Annotated in this window: 17 protein-coding genes; 8 read left to right on the top strand and 9 right to left on the bottom strand. The window is 61.0% G+C overall.

The features are described from left to right. The first annotated feature begins 202 nt into the window (after positions 1 to 202). The 3 genes from V7773_RS10935 (at position 203) to V7773_RS10925 (ending at position 1,411) form a co-directional block, all read left to right on the top strand. Positions 203 to 574, top strand: a complete 372-nt coding sequence (locus V7773_RS10935) for a DUF6124 family protein (RefSeq protein ID WP_336073363.1) — start codon at positions 203 to 205, stop codon at positions 572 to 574. Between the two features lie 247 nt (positions 575 to 821). Beyond that, positions 822 to 1,112 (top strand): type II toxin-antitoxin system Phd/YefM family antitoxin, encoded by a 291-nt coding sequence (locus V7773_RS10930; RefSeq protein WP_063322589.1) that lies wholly within the window; start codon positions 822 to 824, stop codon positions 1,110 to 1,112. Between the two features lie 11 nt (positions 1,113 to 1,123). Then, the gene (locus V7773_RS10925; RefSeq protein ID WP_336073361.1) at positions 1,124 to 1,411 is read left to right on the top strand and encodes a type II toxin-antitoxin system RelE family toxin; all 288 of its coding nucleotides are present in this window, start codon (positions 1,124 to 1,126) and stop codon (positions 1,409 to 1,411) included. A gap of 143 nt (positions 1,412 to 1,554) precedes the next feature. On the opposite strand, the gene adeC is transcribed toward V7773_RS10925, so the two are convergent. Genes adeC through V7773_RS10910 form a run of 3 tightly spaced genes read right to left on the bottom strand, consistent with a single transcriptional unit; the run spans position 1,555 to position 7,334 of the window. Next, entirely contained in the window at positions 1,555 to 3,012 is a 1,458-nt protein-coding gene (gene adeC / locus V7773_RS10920; protein ID WP_063322587.1) for an AdeC/AdeK/OprM family multidrug efflux complex outer membrane factor, read from the bottom strand. Further along, positions 3,009 to 6,173: an efflux RND transporter permease subunit EmhB gene (emhB, locus tag V7773_RS10915; protein WP_092462462.1), complete on the bottom strand. Its 3,165-nt coding sequence runs from the start codon at positions 6,171 to 6,173 to the stop codon at positions 3,009 to 3,011. Before emhB ends, adeC begins: the two co-directional genes overlap by 4 nt. Before the next feature lie 3 nt (positions 6,174 to 6,176). Further along, the gene (locus V7773_RS10910) at positions 6,177 to 7,334 is read right to left on the bottom strand and encodes an efflux RND transporter periplasmic adaptor subunit (RefSeq protein WP_063322585.1); all 1,158 of its coding nucleotides are present in this window, start codon (positions 7,332 to 7,334) and stop codon (positions 6,177 to 6,179) included. A 261-nt stretch (positions 7,335 to 7,595) separates the two neighbouring features. Between V7773_RS10910 and V7773_RS10905 the strand changes: the two genes are divergently transcribed. Then, on the top strand, positions 7,596 to 8,228 hold the full coding sequence (locus V7773_RS10905; RefSeq protein WP_072347065.1) for a TetR family transcriptional regulator: 633 nt from the start codon (positions 7,596 to 7,598) through the stop codon (positions 8,226 to 8,228). A gap of 139 nt (positions 8,229 to 8,367) precedes the next feature. Here V7773_RS10905 and V7773_RS10900 read toward each other — a convergent pair whose 3' ends face one another. From V7773_RS10900 to V7773_RS10885, 4 genes are all read right to left on the bottom strand, one after another. After that, a complete protein-coding gene (locus tag V7773_RS10900) occupies positions 8,368 to 8,868 on the bottom strand; it encodes a hypothetical protein (protein WP_336073360.1) in 501 nt (166 codons plus the stop codon). Between the two features lie 329 nt (positions 8,869 to 9,197). Continuing rightward, positions 9,198 to 10,247, bottom strand: a complete 1,050-nt coding sequence (locus V7773_RS10895; RefSeq protein WP_336073359.1) for an alkene reductase — start codon at positions 10,245 to 10,247, stop codon at positions 9,198 to 9,200. 35 nt (positions 10,248 to 10,282) lie between these two features. Next, the gene (locus V7773_RS10890) at positions 10,283 to 11,449 is read right to left on the bottom strand and encodes an MFS transporter (RefSeq protein WP_063322581.1); all 1,167 of its coding nucleotides are present in this window, start codon (positions 11,447 to 11,449) and stop codon (positions 10,283 to 10,285) included. A gap of 17 nt (positions 11,450 to 11,466) precedes the next feature. Next, a complete protein-coding gene (locus V7773_RS10885) occupies positions 11,467 to 11,769 on the bottom strand; it encodes an ArsR/SmtB family transcription factor (RefSeq protein WP_030138446.1) in 303 nt (100 codons plus the stop codon). 155 nt (positions 11,770 to 11,924) lie between these two features. Between V7773_RS10885 and V7773_RS10880 the strand changes: the two genes are divergently transcribed. Continuing rightward, positions 11,925 to 12,509 (top strand): acyl carrier protein phosphodiesterase, encoded by a 585-nt coding sequence (locus tag V7773_RS10880; RefSeq protein ID WP_336073357.1) that lies wholly within the window; start codon positions 11,925 to 11,927, stop codon positions 12,507 to 12,509. A gap of 51 nt (positions 12,510 to 12,560) precedes the next feature. Here V7773_RS10880 and V7773_RS10875 read toward each other — a convergent pair whose 3' ends face one another. Together V7773_RS10875 and olsB are read right to left on the bottom strand one after the other, a co-directional pair. Continuing rightward, on the bottom strand, positions 12,561 to 13,355 hold the full coding sequence (locus tag V7773_RS10875; protein ID WP_336073355.1) for a lysophospholipid acyltransferase family protein: 795 nt from the start codon (positions 13,353 to 13,355) through the stop codon (positions 12,561 to 12,563). Then, positions 13,355 to 14,110 (bottom strand): L-ornithine N(alpha)-acyltransferase, encoded by a 756-nt coding sequence (olsB, locus tag V7773_RS10870; protein WP_003198679.1) that lies wholly within the window; start codon positions 14,108 to 14,110, stop codon positions 13,355 to 13,357. The genes V7773_RS10875 and olsB overlap by 1 nt, the downstream gene beginning before the upstream one ends. Before the next feature lie 144 nt (positions 14,111 to 14,254). On the opposite strand from olsB, the gene V7773_RS10865 reads away from it, so the two are divergent. From V7773_RS10865 to V7773_RS10855, 3 genes are all read left to right on the top strand, one after another. Further along, positions 14,255 to 15,127 carry an acyl-CoA dehydrogenase gene (locus V7773_RS10865; protein WP_336073352.1) on the top strand — a complete coding sequence of 291 codons (873 nt, stop codon included), beginning with the start codon at positions 14,255 to 14,257 and terminating at the stop codon, positions 15,125 to 15,127. Positions 15,128 to 15,217: 90 nt separating this feature from the next. Next, positions 15,218 to 16,312: a serine hydrolase domain-containing protein gene (locus V7773_RS10860; protein ID WP_336073351.1), complete on the top strand. Its 1,095-nt coding sequence runs from the start codon at positions 15,218 to 15,220 to the stop codon at positions 16,310 to 16,312. Further along, complete coding sequence (locus tag V7773_RS10855) at positions 16,309 to 16,620, top strand: amidase (protein ID WP_336073349.1); 312 nt, start codon at positions 16,309 to 16,311, stop codon at positions 16,618 to 16,620. Before V7773_RS10860 ends, V7773_RS10855 begins: the two co-directional genes overlap by 4 nt. Positions 16,621 to 16,674: the final 54 nt, after the last annotated feature.

Below are 16,674 nucleotides of genomic sequence, written 5' to 3'. Positions count from 1 at the left end.
CTTCAAGTCCTACCATACAAGTGAGCTTGGTCGCGATGGCGGCCTGACAGACGCGGCGAATTTTCCGACGAGGTTTTAAGGTTGCTGCTCGGAAGCGGAATCTCTAGCTTGTTTGGGTCGCTGCCAATCCAGCGACCGGGACTGCAAGCCCGTCGACTTCGTTAGGCGCTAGCGCCCGGGCCCACGTCTCGGGCTCCAATTGATGCAGGAGCGCCGTTATGAAAAAACATCATCCTTCTTCGCCATCAGAGAGCACCTTCCCTACAACGACCCCGATCCAGAAAAGCTCCAAGAGGCCGCAGACCGGGCACTCGATTACCATCTGGGCACCCACCCTGATCCCAATCCCAAACCCAAAACCTCAACACAAGTCTTCACCGTCATCGATACCATCGACACGGAGTGTCTCCTGGCCAATCTCAGCGAAACCCTGGCCTCGGCCAATGCCATGGTCAGTGACCTGGCGTTCGAGTTGGAGGGCTCGCAGCGGCATGTCGCGCTCGGTGTGGCGCAGATGATCGAGTTGAGTGAGCTGCTGGCCAATCGAGCGCTGGATATCGTCGACCCGCGTTAGCAGGTTGAGCCTTATTGTGATTGGGGCTGCTTCGCAGCCCAACGGGGATGAATCCCCTCGCCACAGGGTTGTGTGCCTAGTCAAAAAAACGGTGCCTGGCAGCAGCGGGGGCTTTTGTGTGGGGAGTGTAGAGGTGCAACCGGTCGGGAGCTGTTTTTTCAACTTGATTTATGCTTCTTGAAGCGCAACACTTTACGCATAAAGATATGTATAAATATATGTAACTTGATGTGCTAGGAGGTTGGTTATGGCAGCGCTATTGGAACGGGCTGATCAGGCGGTATCCGTTACCGCAATGGTCAGGAACTTCAGCGCGAAGCTCAAGGACGTCTCGAGTCGCGCAACCGAAAGACTGGTTATTTTCAAGGACAATGAGCCGGCAGCCGTGATTATTAATGTCGATGCCTATCAGGAAATGCTTGATGAACTGGAAAACCTTCGCGTCGAAGCGACAGCCCGCGAGCGGCTGCTCGATTTCGATGAGGCCAAGGCCATCAGTCATGAAGCTATGCGAGCGCGGTACGCCAAAAACGACTGAAGGAGGGGGGAATGGTTTGGGGGGTTATCTACCATCCGGAGGTTCAGGACGATCTGGATCAGTTGGGGGCGGCAGCGGTGAACCGTATCCTTGATGTCATTGAAGAGCGGATTGTCAGGGGAGAGCCGGACAAAACCGGTCAGCCGCTCAGAGCCAGCCTGGCCGGATGTCGAAGAATTCGAACGGGCGATACGCGTATCGTTTATAGAGTCGATGGGAAAGCCATTCAGGTGTTGATCGTGGCAGTCGGTGCTCGGCGAGACAAGGAAGTTTACGACGCAGCGCAGCGTCGTCTCTAAGCAACCCTCTGGATTTCCCTGGGGGCACAAGTTGTGCGAGTGCTTTGCACTTGAGCTGAGATGAATCCCCTCGCCAGAGGTGGATCCCTAAAACAAAAAAGCCCACCTTTCGGTGGGCTTCATGTTCAGCGTTCAAACATCTATCAGAACAATTTCATCTTCGGCGCTTCTTCTTTCACCGGTTCGTTCTTGCCGGTTTCGGCATTCCAGCCACCGCCCAATGCCTTGTACAGATTGACCTCGCTGGTCAGTTGCGCAAGACGGTCCGTGATCAGCGACTGTTGCGCGCTGAACAACTGGCGTTGGGCATCGAGGAAGGTCAGGTTGCTGTCGACGCCGATGCGGTAGCGACGCTCGGCCAGGCGGTAGTAGTCCTGGTTGGCGGCGACGAAGTCGGTCTGGGCCTGCAACTGTTCGTTGTAGGTCTGGCGCGCGGCCAGGCCGTCGGAAACTTCCTGGAACGCCGTTTGAATCGACTTCTCGTACTGCGCGACGTTGATGTCTTTCTGGATCTTGGCGTAGTCCAGGCTCGCTCGCAGGCTGCCGGCGTTGAAGATCGGCAGGTTGATTTGCGGCGCGAAGGTCCAGGTGCCCGAACCACCCTTGAACAGGCCGGACAGGTCCGGGCTCAGGGTGCCGGCGTTGGCCGTCAGGCTGATGCTCGGGAAGAACGCAGCCCGCGCGGCGCCGATATTGGCGTTGGCGGCCAGCAGGTTGCGTTCGGCCTGGAGGATATCCGGACGACGTTGCAGCAGGTCCGACGGCAGCCCGGCCGGCACCTCGCTGAGCAGATCATCGCTCAGCGGTTGCGAGTTCAGGTTGGCCGGCAGGCCAGTGCCGAGCAACAGGGTCAGGCTGTTTTCGTCCTGTGCGACCTGGCGAGTGTAACGGGCCAGTTGCACGCGGGCGTTTTCCACGGCGGTGCGCGCCTGGCTCAGGTCCAGGGCCGAGGCCACGCCGACTTCGGCGCTGCGCGAGGTCAGCTTGAAGCTTTGCTCATAGGCCCCGAGGGTGTCCTGGGTCAGCTTGAGCAGTTCCTTGTCGGCCTGCCAGGTCAGGTAGGCATTGGCGACGTTGGCCACCAGGCTGATCTGGGTGCTGCGGCGGGCTTCTTCGGTGGCGAAGTAGCTTTGCAACGCTTGCTCGCTCAGGCTGCGAACCCGACCGAACAAGTCCAGTTCATAGGCGCTGATGCCCAAGGTTGCCGAATACGAACTGCTGATCGCCGCTTCACCGGTTTGCGAAGCCCGTGCCGGTACCCGCTGGCGGCTGCCGGAGCCGGTGGCCGAGACGGCCGGGAACAGGTCCGCGCGCTGGATACGGTATTGGGCGGCATAGGCATCGATGTTCAGCGCCGCGACACGCAGGTCGCGGTTGTTTTCCAAGGCGACCTGGATCAGCTGTTGCAACGCCGGGTCATGGAAAAACTGTTTCCAGCCTTGCTCGGCGGCGGCCTGGCCGGGTGCATTGGCCGCCTCGTAGGCCGGCCCTTGCGGGTATTGCGCCGCGACCGGTGCTTCGGGCCGCTGATAGTCGGGGATCAGCGAGCAACCGCTGAGCACGACGGCGGCGATGGTCAGGGAGAGTAGCGACTTGCTCATTGGCCAGCCTCTTTGGAAGTTTCAGGAGTGTCGTGCTCGTCGGTATTTTTTCGACGGCCTATCGACGACACGGTCACGAAGAACAATGGCACCCAGAAGATCGCCAGGACGGTGGCGGTCAACATACCGCCGATCACACCGGTACCGATGGCGTGCTGGCTGCCCGAACCTGCACCAGTGGAAATCGCCAGTGGGACCACGCCGAGGACGAACGCCAGGGACGTCATGATGATCGGTCTCAGACGCATCCTACAGGCTTCGATGGCGGCTTCCATCAGCGTGCGGCCCTGCTCGTGAAGTTCCTTGGCGAACTCGACGATCAGGATGGCGTTTTTCGCCGCCAAGCCAATGGTTGTCAACAAGCCCACCTGGAAGTACACGTCGTTGGACAGGCCGCGCAGGCTGGTCGCCATCAGGGCACCGATGATGCCCAGGGGGACCACGAGCATGACCGCGATCGGAATCGACCAACTTTCATACAACGCTGCCAGGCACAAGAACACCATCAGCAGCGACAAGGCGTACAACGCTGGTGCCTGGGAACCCGACAGGCGTTCCTCATAGGACAGGCCCGTCCAGGAAATACCAACACCGGCCGGCAGCTTCTTGGCGATGGTTTCGACTTCGGCCATGGCTTCACCGGTGGAATAACCCGGTGCCGGGGTACCGAGGATCTCCATCGCTTCCACGCCGTTGTAACGCGCCAGTTTCGGCGAGCCGTAGACCCACTCGCCCTTGGCGAACGCAGAGAACGGCACCATGGTCCCGGCGCTGTTGCGCACGTACCACTTCTTCAGGTCCTCGGGGCTCATGCGCGAGTTCGGCTGGCCCTGGACATACACCCGCTTCACCCGGCCACGGTCGATGAAGTCGTTCACATAGTTACTGCCCAGTGCAATCGACAGGGTGTTGTTGATCTCCGAGAGCGTGATGCCCAGCGCGCTGGCCTTCTCGTCATCGATTTCCAACTGGTATTGCGGTTCGTCGTTCAGGCCGTTCGGACGTACCTGGGCCAATATCTTGCTCTGGGAGGCCATGCCCAGGAACTGGTTGCGGGCTTCCATCAGTTTTTCATGGCCGATACCGGCGCGATCCTGCAGGAATACGTCGAAACCGGTGGCGTTACCCAGTTCCATCACCGCTGGCGGTGCGAAGGCGAACACCATTGCGTCGCGGAAAGTGAAGAAGTGTTGCTGGGCGCGGCCCGCGATCTTGAACACGGTGTTATCAGCGTTACGCTCTTCCCAGGGCTTGAGCATGATGAATGCCAGGCCGGAGCTCTGGCCACGACCGGCGAAGTTGAAGCCGGTCACGGTGAACACCGAGGCTACGCCATCACCTTCGCCGCCATCCTTGCTCGGACGCAGCAGGAACTCACGCATCTTGTCCACTACCACCTGGGTACGTTCGGCGCTGGAACCGGCCGGTGTCTGTACCTGGGCAAACAGCACGCCTTGGTCTTCTTCCGGCAGGAACGCCGTCGGGATGCGGGTGAACAGCCAGACCATGCCTACCACGATGATGATGTAGGCCAGCAGGTACGGGGCCTTGTGCTTGAGCATGTTGCCCACGCCCCGTTCGTAGCTTCTGACGCCTCGGTCGAAGGTACGGTTGAACCAGCCGAAGAAGCCGCGTTTCGGCGTGCCGTGCTCACCTTTGGGGATTGGCTTGAGCATGGTGGCGCACAGGGCCGGGGTGAAAATCAGTGCCACCAGTACCGACAGGGCCATGGCCGAGACGATGGTGATGGAGAACTGCTTGTAGATCACACCGGTGGAGCCGCCGAAGAACGCCATCGGCAGCAGTACCGCCGAGAGTACCAGGGCGATACCCACCAGGGCGCCCTGGATCTGCCCCATGGATTTCTTGGTGGCTTCCTTGGGCGACAGGCCTTCTTCGCTCATCACCCGTTCGACGTTTTCCACCACGACGATGGCGTCGTCCACCAGCAAGCCGATGGCCAGCACCATGCCGAACATGGTCAGGGTGTTGATGCTGAAACCGAATGCCGCGAGGATCCCGAAGGTACCGAGCAGTACCACCGGCACGGTCATCGTGGTGATGATGGTGGCGCGGAAGTTCTGCAGGAACAGGAACATTACCAGGAACACCAAGACGATCGCCTCGACCAGGGTTTCAACCACACCCTTGATCGATTCGCTCACCACTGGCGTGGTGTCGTAGGGGAACACCACTTCCAGGCCTTGCGGGAAGAACGGCTTGAGGTCGTCGACGGTCTTGCGCAGGGCCTTGGCCGTGTCGAGGGCGTTGGCGCCAGTCGCCAGCCGCACTGCCAGGCCGGAAGCCGGGGCGCCATTGAACTGGGCGTTGATGCTGTAGTTCTCACCGCCCAAGGCAACATCGGCCACGTCGCCGACACGCACTTGCGAGCCGTCCGGGTTGACCTTGAGCAGGATTGCCTTGAACTGCTCGGCGGTCTGCAAGCGGGTCTTGCCGATAATAGTGGCGTTCAGTTGCTGGCCGGGCATGGCCGGCAGGCCGCCGAGCTGGCCGGAGGCGATCTGGACGTTCTGCGCGGTAATCGCCGTGCTCACATCCACCGGGGTCAGGTTGAAATTGTTCAGCTTGGCCGGGTCGAGCCAGATCCGCATCGCGTATTGGGCGCCGAAGACCTGGAAGTCACCGACACCAGCGGTACGCGAGATCGGGTCCTGCATGTTGGATACGATGTAGTTGGACAGGTCTTCCCGGGTCATGCTGCCGTCGCGCGACACCACGCCAATGACCATCAGGAAGTTTCTCACTGACTTGGTCACGCGGATGCCCTGTTGCTGCACTTCTTGCGGCAGCAGCGGGGTGGCCAGGTTCAGCTTGTTCTGGACCTGGACCTGCGCGGTATCGGAGTTGGTGCCTTGCTCGAAAGTGGCAGTGATGGTCATGCTGCCGTCGGAGTTACTTTCCGACGATACATAACGCAGGTTGTCGATGCCGTTGAGCTGTTGCTCGATCACCTGCACCACGGTGTCCTGCACGGTTTGCGCGGATGCGCCCGGGTAGGTCACCTGGATCGCAATGGCCGGCGGCGCAATGCTCGGGTACTGGTTGATCGGCAACTTGAGGATCGATAGAGCCCCGACCAGCATGATCACCAGGGCGATCACCCAGGCGAAAATCGGACGGTCGATAAAGAATTTCGACATGGTTTACTCCCCTTTGCCGCCGGCGGCTTTATCAGCTGCCTGTGCGGGGGCCGGGTTCTTGGTATCGATGTTAGTGGCTTCGGTGGCTTTGACTTCCACGCCAGGGCGTACGAACTGCAACCCTTCGGTGATCACGCGATCGCCGGCCTTGAGCCCGTCTTCGATCAGCCATTGGCTGCCGACGGTACGGCTGGCCTTGAGTTGACGCAGTTCGACCTTGTTGTCAGCGCCAACGACCAAAGCGGTCGGCGTGCCCTTGAGGTCACGGGTCACGCCTTGCTGTGGCGCCAGGATGGCTGCGCTGTTCACACCGGCCTGCAATTGGGCGTGGACGAACATGCCCGGCAGCAGGGTGTGGTCAGGGTTGGGGAACACGGCGCGCAAGGTCACCGAACCGGTGGTCTGGTCAACCGACACTTCGGAAAATTCCAGCTTGCCCTCGTGTGGGTACAGGCTGCCATCTTCCAGGGTCAGCTTGACCATGGCGGCGTTATCGCCGGCCTTTTGCAGACGGCCGCTTTCCAGCTCTCGGCGCAGTTGCAGCAACTCGACCGAACTCTGCGTCACGTCGACGTAGATCGGGTCCAGTTGCTGGATGGTTGCCAGGGCGTCGGTCTGACCATTGCTCACCAGCGCGCCTTCGGTGACCGAGGAACGGCCGATGCGGCCAGAGATGGGCGCGTAGACTTTGGTGTAGCGCACATTGATCTGGGCAGTTTGCAGATTGGCTTCCGACTCCAGGCGGTTGGCCACGGCGGTGTCGTATTCCTGCCGGCTGACGGCCTGTTCGTCCACCAATTGCTTGTAGCGATCGGCGATCGACTTGGTGGACCGCAGGTTGGCCTCGGCGCTTTTCAGGGTCGCTTCGTACACGGCCGGATCGATCTGGTAGAGCTGCTGGCCGGCCTTGACGTCAGCACCTTCCTTGAACAGGCGCTTGAGAATGATGCCGTTGACCTGTGGCCGTACTTCCGCGACGCGGAACGCGCTGGTGCGCCCTGGAAGCTCCGACGTCAGGGTGAAGGGCTGGGTCTTGAGGGTTACAACGCCGACCTGAGGAGGCGGAGGAGCAGGTGCAGCCTCTTCCTTTTTACATCCGCTGAGCAGCGATGCCAGGGCGATGGCAGTAACCAGGGCAGTAACAGCTGGCTTGAATTGCATGGAAATCCTCGGGTCCAGGCGCGCAACGGGCGCACTCGAAAGGTGGAAGGTGGAAAAAGAGCAAGATAAGCAATTAGTAGGATGCTAAGAAATATACTTACGTACATGGTTGTTTGTAAACAGCCAAATTGCGTACCATCCGTATTTACAAAAGCCTGACAAAGGCATTCGGAGGTCGGGGACGCGCATCGAGAAACGCCGCCTCACATCTACCTGATCCTTACGCATTGTTGATGCATCCTGATTGAGGTGTTTACTGCCATGGTCCGTCGTACCAAAGAGGAAGCCCTGGAGACTCGCAGCCAGATTCTCGAAGCGGCCGAAAAAGCCTTCTTCGAGCGGGGCGTGGCTCGCACGACGCTGGCCGATATCGCGACCCTGGCCGGTGTGACGCGTGGCGCCATCTATTGGCATTTCAGCAACAAGGCGGACCTGCTCCAGGCCATGCTCGATACCTTGCATGAGCCGCTCGATGACCTGGCCCGCGCCAGTGAGAATGAAGAGGAACTTGACCCGCTGGGCTGTACTCGCAAGCTGCTGGTGCAATTGTTTCAGCAAGTTGCCCTGGACCCGAAGACCCGACGCATTAATGAAATTCTGTTCCATAAGTGCGAATTCACCGATGAAATGTGCGATTTACGCCAGCAGCGGCGCCAGGTCAGTCTCGACTGCAACGTGCGTATCGTGCTGTCGTTGAGCAATGCAATGAAGCGCGGTCAGTTGCCGGATGACCTGGATCCCGAAAGGGCGGCGATTGCCATCCACGCCTACATCGACGGCATTCTCTACCAATGGCTACTGGCGCCCGACAGCTTCGCGCTGGCCGCTGAGGCTGAGCGCTGGGTCGACATCGGGCTGGATATGCTGCGCCTGAGCCCCAGCCTGCGCAAATGAAACAAAATGCGTAATTGCATCGGTTTGTGTCAATAGCTGATCGGGGAAGACACTTATCCCTCGGAGTCCTTTTAGATGAAGCACAGGCGCCATGCAGGCACCTGTGCGGGTGAATGTCAGCCTGTTACCGCCCCTTGGACTATTCGATAATCAGGCGCACGGTATAGCTGAAGGGTGGTTCGAGCATTTTCTGGGAAATTTCCGACCGGCAGGTGTATTCGCCATTGCCGGTATATGCGGTTCTGCTTTTCCAGTTTGGCCTGTAGCTGGGCTCCAGGACGCCAAAACCAATGGGGGCTTCAAACAGGGTTTGCATCTGACAGCCAAAGTTGAAGTTGCTCATTTGATAGGACAGAACCAGTTCAATGGGTTTGATCTTTCTCAGGGTCGGTTGCCAGCCAGCAGCGGGGTAGGTAAATCTCCTGTTATGGACGAAATACAATTCTCCGACTGTTTTGGCGGGGATGTCATGAGTGCTGAAGGAAAAGTCCGGGGGCATGGGCAGCTCACTTAGAGCGTTGGTCATTTCCAAAGTGTTTGAAGTGTTGTTGATGATCTCCACGGTGATGGCTGTGTTGGCCAGGCTGGTGGCGACGGCTACGGGCCCCAGGAGCAGGCCGAGAATCAGGTTTTTCATCATATTTATTGTCATATGTCTCTCATGAATGCGAGGCTCGCTAAAGCCTGCATAAAATTATTAGGCGTGATTGAACTTGCTGAAGTAAGTGTTTTTTAAAGGGTTGAAGTTGCTTGCTGAAATAATAGAGGTCGATTGAGTCCGTTCAATGGATGGTTGTTGTGCGGGCTTATTATTAGCCCTGTTGAATCTATTAATCCATGATAAGTCAGCGTTGTGTTGTTATTGGATATTTCGACTTCTGGAAGGTTTGTTGGAGTTAAAGTTTGCAGATATAAAAAAGCCCCGGCTCTTTCGAGTCGGGGCTTTTTTACATAGTTGGGTTTTTCGAATTACATCACGGGATAGTCGATATAACCCACTGGGCCTTTCCCATAGAACGTTTCCGGATGCGCCTCGTTCAGCGGTGCATCGGCTTTCAAGCGTGCCGGCAGGTCCGGGTTGGCAATGAACGGCACGCCGAAGGCAACGGCATCGGCCTTGCCCTCGGCCAGCCAGGCATTGGCGCTGTCCTTGGTGAAGCGTTCATTGGCGATGTACGGGCCGCCGAAAGCTTGCTTGAGTTGCGGGCCGATGCTGTCGTCGCCTTCCTTCTCACGGGAGCAGATAAAGGCGATGCCACGCTTGCCCAGTTCCCGGGCCACGTAGCTGAAGGTTTCCAGGCGATTTTCGTCGCCCATGTCATGGGAATCGGCGCGTGGTGCCAGGTGCACACCCACCCGGCCGGCGCCCCAGACTTCGATGGCCGCGTCGGTCACTTCCAGCAGCAGGCGGGCACGATTTTCCAGGGAGCCGCCGTATTGGTCGGTGCGCTGGTTGGTGCTGCTCTGCAGGAACTGGTCGAGCAGGTAGCCGTTGGCACCGTGGATTTCCACACCGTCGAAGCCGGCGGCCTTGGCGTTCTCGGCGCCGACGCGGTACGCCTCGACGATGTCGGCGATTTCAGCGGTTTCCAGTGCGCGTGGGGTCGGGTAGTCAGCCAGCGGACGCACCAGGCTCACGTGGCCCTTGGGCTGGATCGCGCTGGGCGCCACCGGGGTTTCGCCGTTCAGGTACGACGGGTGGGAGATCCGGCCCACGTGCCACAGTTGCAGGAAGATCTTGCCGCCGGCGCCGTGGATCGCCTTGGTGACGTTGGACCAGCCGCGCACCTGGTCGTTGGACCAGATGCCCGGGGTGTCCGGGTAGCCCACGCCCATCGGCGTGACCGAGGTCGCTTCGCTGAGGATCAGGCCGGCGGAGGCGCGTTGCACGTAGTACTCGGCCATCAGCGCGTTGGGCACGCGGCCCGCGTCGGCGCGGCAGCGGGTGAGCGGGGCCATGATGATGCGGTTTTTCAACTCGATGTCGCCGAGTTTGATGGGGTCGAAAATAGTCGCCATGAAATACAAACCTCGAAAGTGGAAGGGGTTAGAAGTCAGTGAGTGGCTGGAGCCAGCTCGGCATTGCCGCCCTGGCGGAAGGTGATGAGGGTGACCAGCAGCGCCAGCACGGCCAGCGCGCCGGCGGCCAGGGGCACGGAGGTCAGGCCCAGGCCGTGGTCGATGACGCTGCCGCCGACCCAGGCGCCCAAGGCGTTGCCGATGTTGAAGGCGCCGATGTTCAACGTGGAAACCAGGTTGGGCGCGGCCTTGCCAAAGGTCACCACGTTGACCTGCAGGGCCGGTACGGCAGCGAAGCAGGCGGTGGCCCAGAGGAACAGGGTGATTTCGCTGGGGATCAGCGCCACGCTGGTCCAGCTCAATACGGTGGACACCACGGCCATGGTGAGGAAGACGCCCATCAGCGTGTTCGCCAGGCTCTTGTCCGCCAGCTTGCCGCCGATGATGTTGCCCAGGGTCAGGCCCAGGCCGATCAGCACCAGGGTCCAGGTCACGCCGCGAGGCGATACGCCGGTCACTTCACCCAACAGTGGGGCGACATAGGTGAACAGGGTGAACACTGAGGCGGAGAACAGCGCGGTCATGCTCAGGGATAGCCACAGTCCGGCGCCCTTGAGCGCGACCAGTTCCGAGCGCATGTCGAGTTTTTCTTCATCGCGTTTGGCCGGCAGGAAGCGGATCAGGCCGATCAGCGCAATTACGCCAATGACAGTCACTGCCCAGAAGGTCGAACGCCAGCCGGCTTCCTGGCCCAATGCGGTGCCCAGCGGTACGCCGAGCACGTTGGCCAGGGTCAGGCCGGTGAACATCAGGGCCACGGCCGAAGCACGCTTGTTGGGTGCCACCAGACCGGCGGCCACCACCGAACCGATACCGAAGAACGCGCCGTGGCACAGGGCCGTGACGACCCGGGCAAACATCAGCACGTTGTAGTCGCTGGCGATGGCGCAGAGCAGGTTGCCGATGATGAAAATTCCCATCAACACCACCAGGGCGGCCTTGCGCGGCAACCGGGCGGTGGCCAGGGCCATGAACGGCGCACCGATGGCCACGCCCAGGGCGTAGCCGGTCACCAGCCAGCCGGCGCCAGGAATCGACACGCCCAGGTCGGCCGCCACATCGGGCAACAGGCCCATGATGACGAACTCAGTGGTGCCGATGGCGAAGGCGCTCAGGGCCAGGATCAGGAGTGAGAGGGGCATGATGGGTCCTTGTCGGGTCAGAGCTCTTGGCTCATTTGCTTGAGGAACTGCTGGATCACTTCCTCGTTGCGCTTGAAGAAGTGCCATTGGCCGACCTTCTGGCTGGTGATCAGCCCCGCCCGTTGCAACACCGCCAAGTGCGCAGACACCGTGGATTGCGACAGGCCACAACGCTGGTCGATCTGCCCGGCGCAAATGCCGAATTCGTGGTTGTGCAACTGTTCCGGGAACTGGACCTTGGGGTCTTTGAGCCAGTTGAGGATGTCTCGCCGTACTGGGTGCGCCAGGGCTTTTATTATTTCGTCGAGGTCAAGGGGCATGGTGGCAGCTCGTGATGAGTAAAACGCTATATCGCGATGGAGCGAACCTTAAATCGTTATTTCGCGATATACAAATATGGATTTGATCTGGAAGCCGAACAAATCGCTATATCGGGTTATAACGATATGGACTCGGCGGTGCTAAGCTGCGGGTCATGAACTATCTCGCGCACCTTCACCTCGGCGGCCCTGGCCGGGAACAACTGCTCGGCAGCCTCTACGGCGACTTCGTCAAAGGCCCGCTGCAAGGGCTCTACGACCCACGGATCGAAGCGGCGATTGCCCTGCATCGGCGCATCGACATGTACACCGATCGCCATCCCCTGGTGGACATTGCCCTGTCGCGCTTTTCCACGGTGCGACGGCGCTACGCCGGGATCGTGCTGGACGTGTTTTTCGACCACTGCCTGGCCCGGGACTGGGCGTTGTACGGCGAAGGGCCGCTGGTGGATTTCACTGCCCGGGTGTACCAGGTACTCGGCACCGAACCGCAGCTGCCGGGGCGCCTGGCACAGATCGCGCCGTACATGGCGGCGGATGACTGGCTGGGGTCTTATCGGGAATTCGAAGTGTTGGGGCAGGTGCTGCGCGGCATTTCCCGACGCCTGTCCCGGCCCGAGGAACTGGCCGGGGCGATGAAGGAGTTGATCGAGCTCTATGAGCCGCTGAGCGAAGATTTCCGGCTGTTCTATCCGCAGTTGCAGGATTTTGCGCTGAATCAAACCACGCCGCAGGTCTAATTGTGGGAGCGAGCTTGCTCGCTCCCACAGGGGGCTGCGCAGAGATCCGGATCAGGCCGCAATCGCAGCAGGTCGCATCGGCGCTTGCTGTTTCTCTGGAAGCGCCCCGAACAGCGCCTTGTGCACCGCCTGCTGCGCCTGGAATGCTAGCGCGGCGCGTTCCTGGCCGTGGCAGGCAATCGGTTCCAGCAGATGGATTTCCACCTCACCCCTATCATTGGCAAACAAGCGCATCAAGTGCGACAGCAGATCATCATCGCCAATGAACGGCGCCAGTGAATCCGGTTCACCGTTGCGCAGGTAACGAATCGCCACCGGCTGCAACGCCACATCGGCGTCAATGGCGGCGGACAGCAAGCGCCCGTGGAACGTGCGCAAGGAGCGGCCATCGGTGGTGGTGCCTTCCGGGAACATCAACAGCGGATGGGCCTGTTCCAGGTGGCGGCTCATTTGTTTGCGGATCAACTGGCTGTCACCCGAACCGCGTCGGATAAACAGGCTGCCGGCCTTGGCTGCCAGCCATCCGGCCACCGGCCAGGTGCGCACTTCGGCCTTGGACAGGAACGACAGCGGCGTGAGCATGCCCAGCAACGGAATGTCGGTCCAGGACACGTGGTTGCTGACCCACAGCATCGGCCGTTGCGGCAATTGGCCGTGGACGGTGACTGAAAAGGGCAGGGCGCGGCTCAGCCGTGCCATGAAGAACCGCGACCAGCGCTGGCGACGGACCATCGAGTTGGCGATTCCTGCACGTTCGAACAGGCCGAACACGCTGGCCATGCTCAGGCCCAGCGCCACCACCAGCAATACTCGCGCGATTCGCGCGTACACCCGCAGCCGGCTCATCAGACCGCTGCCTTGAAGTGGCGAGCGTAGCGCGGGCAGAGCTCGTCGCGCTTGAGCAGGATGAACACGTCGGCCACCTGGAAGTCCTCGTCCCAGCACGGCTCGCCGCAAATCTTCGCGCCCAGGCGCATGTAGGCCTTGAGCAGTGGCGGCATCTCGGCGATGACGTTGGAGGGCACGTCCAGGGTCGGCAAGGGTTTTTTCGGCACGGCTTGCAGGTGTTCGGTGCACAGATAGCGCTCGCGCAGGCGCTGCATGATCGCCTGGGCCTGGATACCGCCGTCCTGCATCGGAATGCTCGCGCAGCCCATCAGGTAGCTGTAGCCGCCTTCGTTCAGGACTTCGGCCAGTTCGCCCCAGAGCACCGCGATGGTGCCACCGTTGCGGTAGGCCGGGTCGACGCAGGTACGGCCGATTTCCAGGATCGGGCCCTTGAGATGGACCAGGCCGTGGAGGCTGAATTCTTCTTCGCTGTAGAACCGACCCAGGCTGCTGGCGGCCTGGTGGTCGAGCAGGCGCGTGGTGGCCACGAGGCGGCCGGTGTTCAGGTCGCGTACGCCGATGTGGGCGCAGTGAACATCATAGTCATCCATGTCCAGACCCATTTCCGCGCCCTTGAGCTTGGCGTTGAATTCGCCGCTGAAGACGTTGAAACGCAGGGCCTGTGCTTCTTGCAAGGCTTGGGCGCCGATCAGGCGTTCGGCTTGCAGGCGGCGTTCATTGCCGGTGTCGCTGATGCGGGCGATCTGGGTCATAGCGAATCTCCGTGCGGGCTGTTCAGTTGCAGCCAATCGACTTTCTTTATGCAGCTATGTTGTGCAAAGTCAGGCTATGTAGCCCCGGTGTCATCGCCATGAAGCTTTGGTGATGCTTATATGACAGCCCTCGAGGAGCCTCTTATGCCCTGGCAAACCCTGATCGAACGTGGCGAGCGCCTGCCGGCCCATCCGGACCTGGCCGAAGGTTATTCAGCGTTGTTGCAACGCCTGGGACCGGTGACGCCGTTCGAGCTGGCCGTAACCGGTGCGCGGTTGATGGCGACACCGGGGCTGGCGTTCCTGGTGGGGTATCAGGCGGCGCTACGGGTGCTTTGGCCCAGTGCGCCCCAGAGCCTCGGCGCCTTGTGTGCCACCGAACAGCGCAGCCTGCGCCCGGCGGACATGCACACCCGTCTCGACGACTTGCGCCTGAGTGGACGCAAGGATTTCGTTACCGCCGGCGACGCCGCCGAGTGGCTGTTGATTGCCGCTCGCTGCGAAGCTCCCGGTGAAACGCCACGGCTGAATCTGGCCGTGGCCTATGCGGGCGAGCCCGGCATAACCCTGGAAAAGCTGCCCGCCATTGCCCTGATGCCGGACATCAGCCATGGCCGCGTGCTGCTCGACGGCGCGCTGTGCGAGTTGCTGGCCGGTGATGGCTGGGACGCCTACGTCAAACCGTTTCGCACCCTGGAAGACCTTTATGTGCTCAGTGCGATGACCGCCTGGTTGTATGGCGTCGGGCAGGAATGTGCCTGGCCCCAGGCGTTGCAATTGCGCCTGCTGGCGTTGCTCGCCGGCTGCGCGGAGGTGAGTCGCCACAACCCTTCCAGCCCTGCCGGGCATGTGCTGTTGGGCGGGTTGTTCGCCCAGTTCCAAGGGCTCGATGGCGAACTCGACGCTGCCCTGGCCGCCGGGCCTGCGGCGTGGCGCGACATGTGGACGCGGGATAAAGGCGTGATGGAGATTGCGGCAGGGGCGCGGGCCAAGCGGTTGGCCAAGGCGTTGGGCTAGCCCTTCAAACGACCACCGGGCGACTACACAAACTCAAATTGTCATCAAGTCTGCATAGGCTCTGAAGGTTCAACCCTGCGAGCCCCAAGCATGTCCAAAGGCTGGTTCCTGATCCCGCTGCTGATACTCACCCTGAGCGTCCAGGCCGAAGACTGGCCCGGCGAGCAATGGCCAACCGGCCCGACTCCCAGTGGCCCGGCCATCGAAGCCTTGGAACAATACGTCTTCCCTCCCCGGGACGATGCCAGCCGCGAGGGCATCCGCACCGACGCGCTGCTGGTGATCCAGGACGGTCGGCTGGTCTACGAACGCTACGCCGGACCGACCACCGCCGAGACGACGCACCTGACCTGGTCCATCAGCAAGAGCCTGCTGGCGACGTTGTTCGGCGTGGCCTACGGTGAACAGCGCTTTGCCCTGGACGATCCGGCAACCAAGTACTACCCACCCCTGAACCGGCACCCGCGCCTGACCCTGGCCGATCTTTTCCACTGGGCATCTGGCCTGGACTGGCAGGAGGACTATGAATACGCGCCACTCAAGTCCTCGGTGGTGGCGATGCTCTACACCCGCGGGCGTCATGACATGGCGGCGTTTACCGCGCGCCATGAAAGTTTCAGCCGCCCAGGGCAGGCGTTTCGTTATTCCAGCGGCGACAGCAACCTGCTGGCGGCCGCGCTGAAAAACATCGTCGGCCCGCAACGCTATCCCGAATACCCCTGGACGGCCTTGTTCGAACCCCTGGGCATCCGCCATGCCACCTGGGAAACCGACGCCAGCGGCACGTTCGTGGGATCGTCCTATGCCTACCTCACCGCGCGGGACCTGGCGCGTGTCGGGTTGCTGATGCAACGGGACGGTCGCTGGGGCGAACGGCAACTGGTCCCCACAGAGTGGGTCGCCTTCAATCGCGAACCTTTCGCCCACTTCCAGGCCGGCCAGGACGAAGCCGTACCCGGCGGGCATTGGTGGCTCAACCGCGCCACCGATCCGGCCATCCATCCTTGGCCCGATGCGCCGCCGGATACCTTTGCCGCGCTGGGTCATTGGGGCCAGGCGCTGTACGTCATCCCCAGCGCCAAACTGGTGATCGTGCGCTACGGCGACGACCGCGACGGCAGCTATCGCCATAACGAACTGCTCAAGCGCGCCATGGCGGCGTTTGTCGGGAGAGGGCAGCCATGAAGCGCAAGATCCTGCTTACCTTGCTGTCGGTGCTACTCATTGTCCTGCTCGGTTGGGTCTGGCTGGAGCGGGTGGCATTGCGGGCCTTCCCCGACATCATCAGTGCCTACACCGCCAAGGAATACTGCTCGTGCCGCTATGTGATGGAGCAACCGGCGGACTATTGCCGTGGCTATGTGAAGCAGGCGGTGCCCATCAGCGACTTTCTCGAAACCGCTGAAGCGAAACGCATTACCGTCAGCGGGTTGGGACGTAGCCACAGTGCGCGGTGGATGGGCGCGCGGATGGGGTGTCGGTTGGAGCCTTGAGATGGGCCTGCAACGACCGCTGTTGTGGCGAGGGAGCTTGCTCCCGCTCGAGTG

It is taken from the genome of Pseudomonas sp. 3JA, assembly GCF_036961705.1.
Lineage (GTDB): Bacteria > Pseudomonadota > Gammaproteobacteria > Pseudomonadales > Pseudomonadaceae > Aquipseudomonas > Aquipseudomonas fluorescens_Q.
This window is presented reverse-complemented; position numbering and strand designations above follow the sequence as displayed.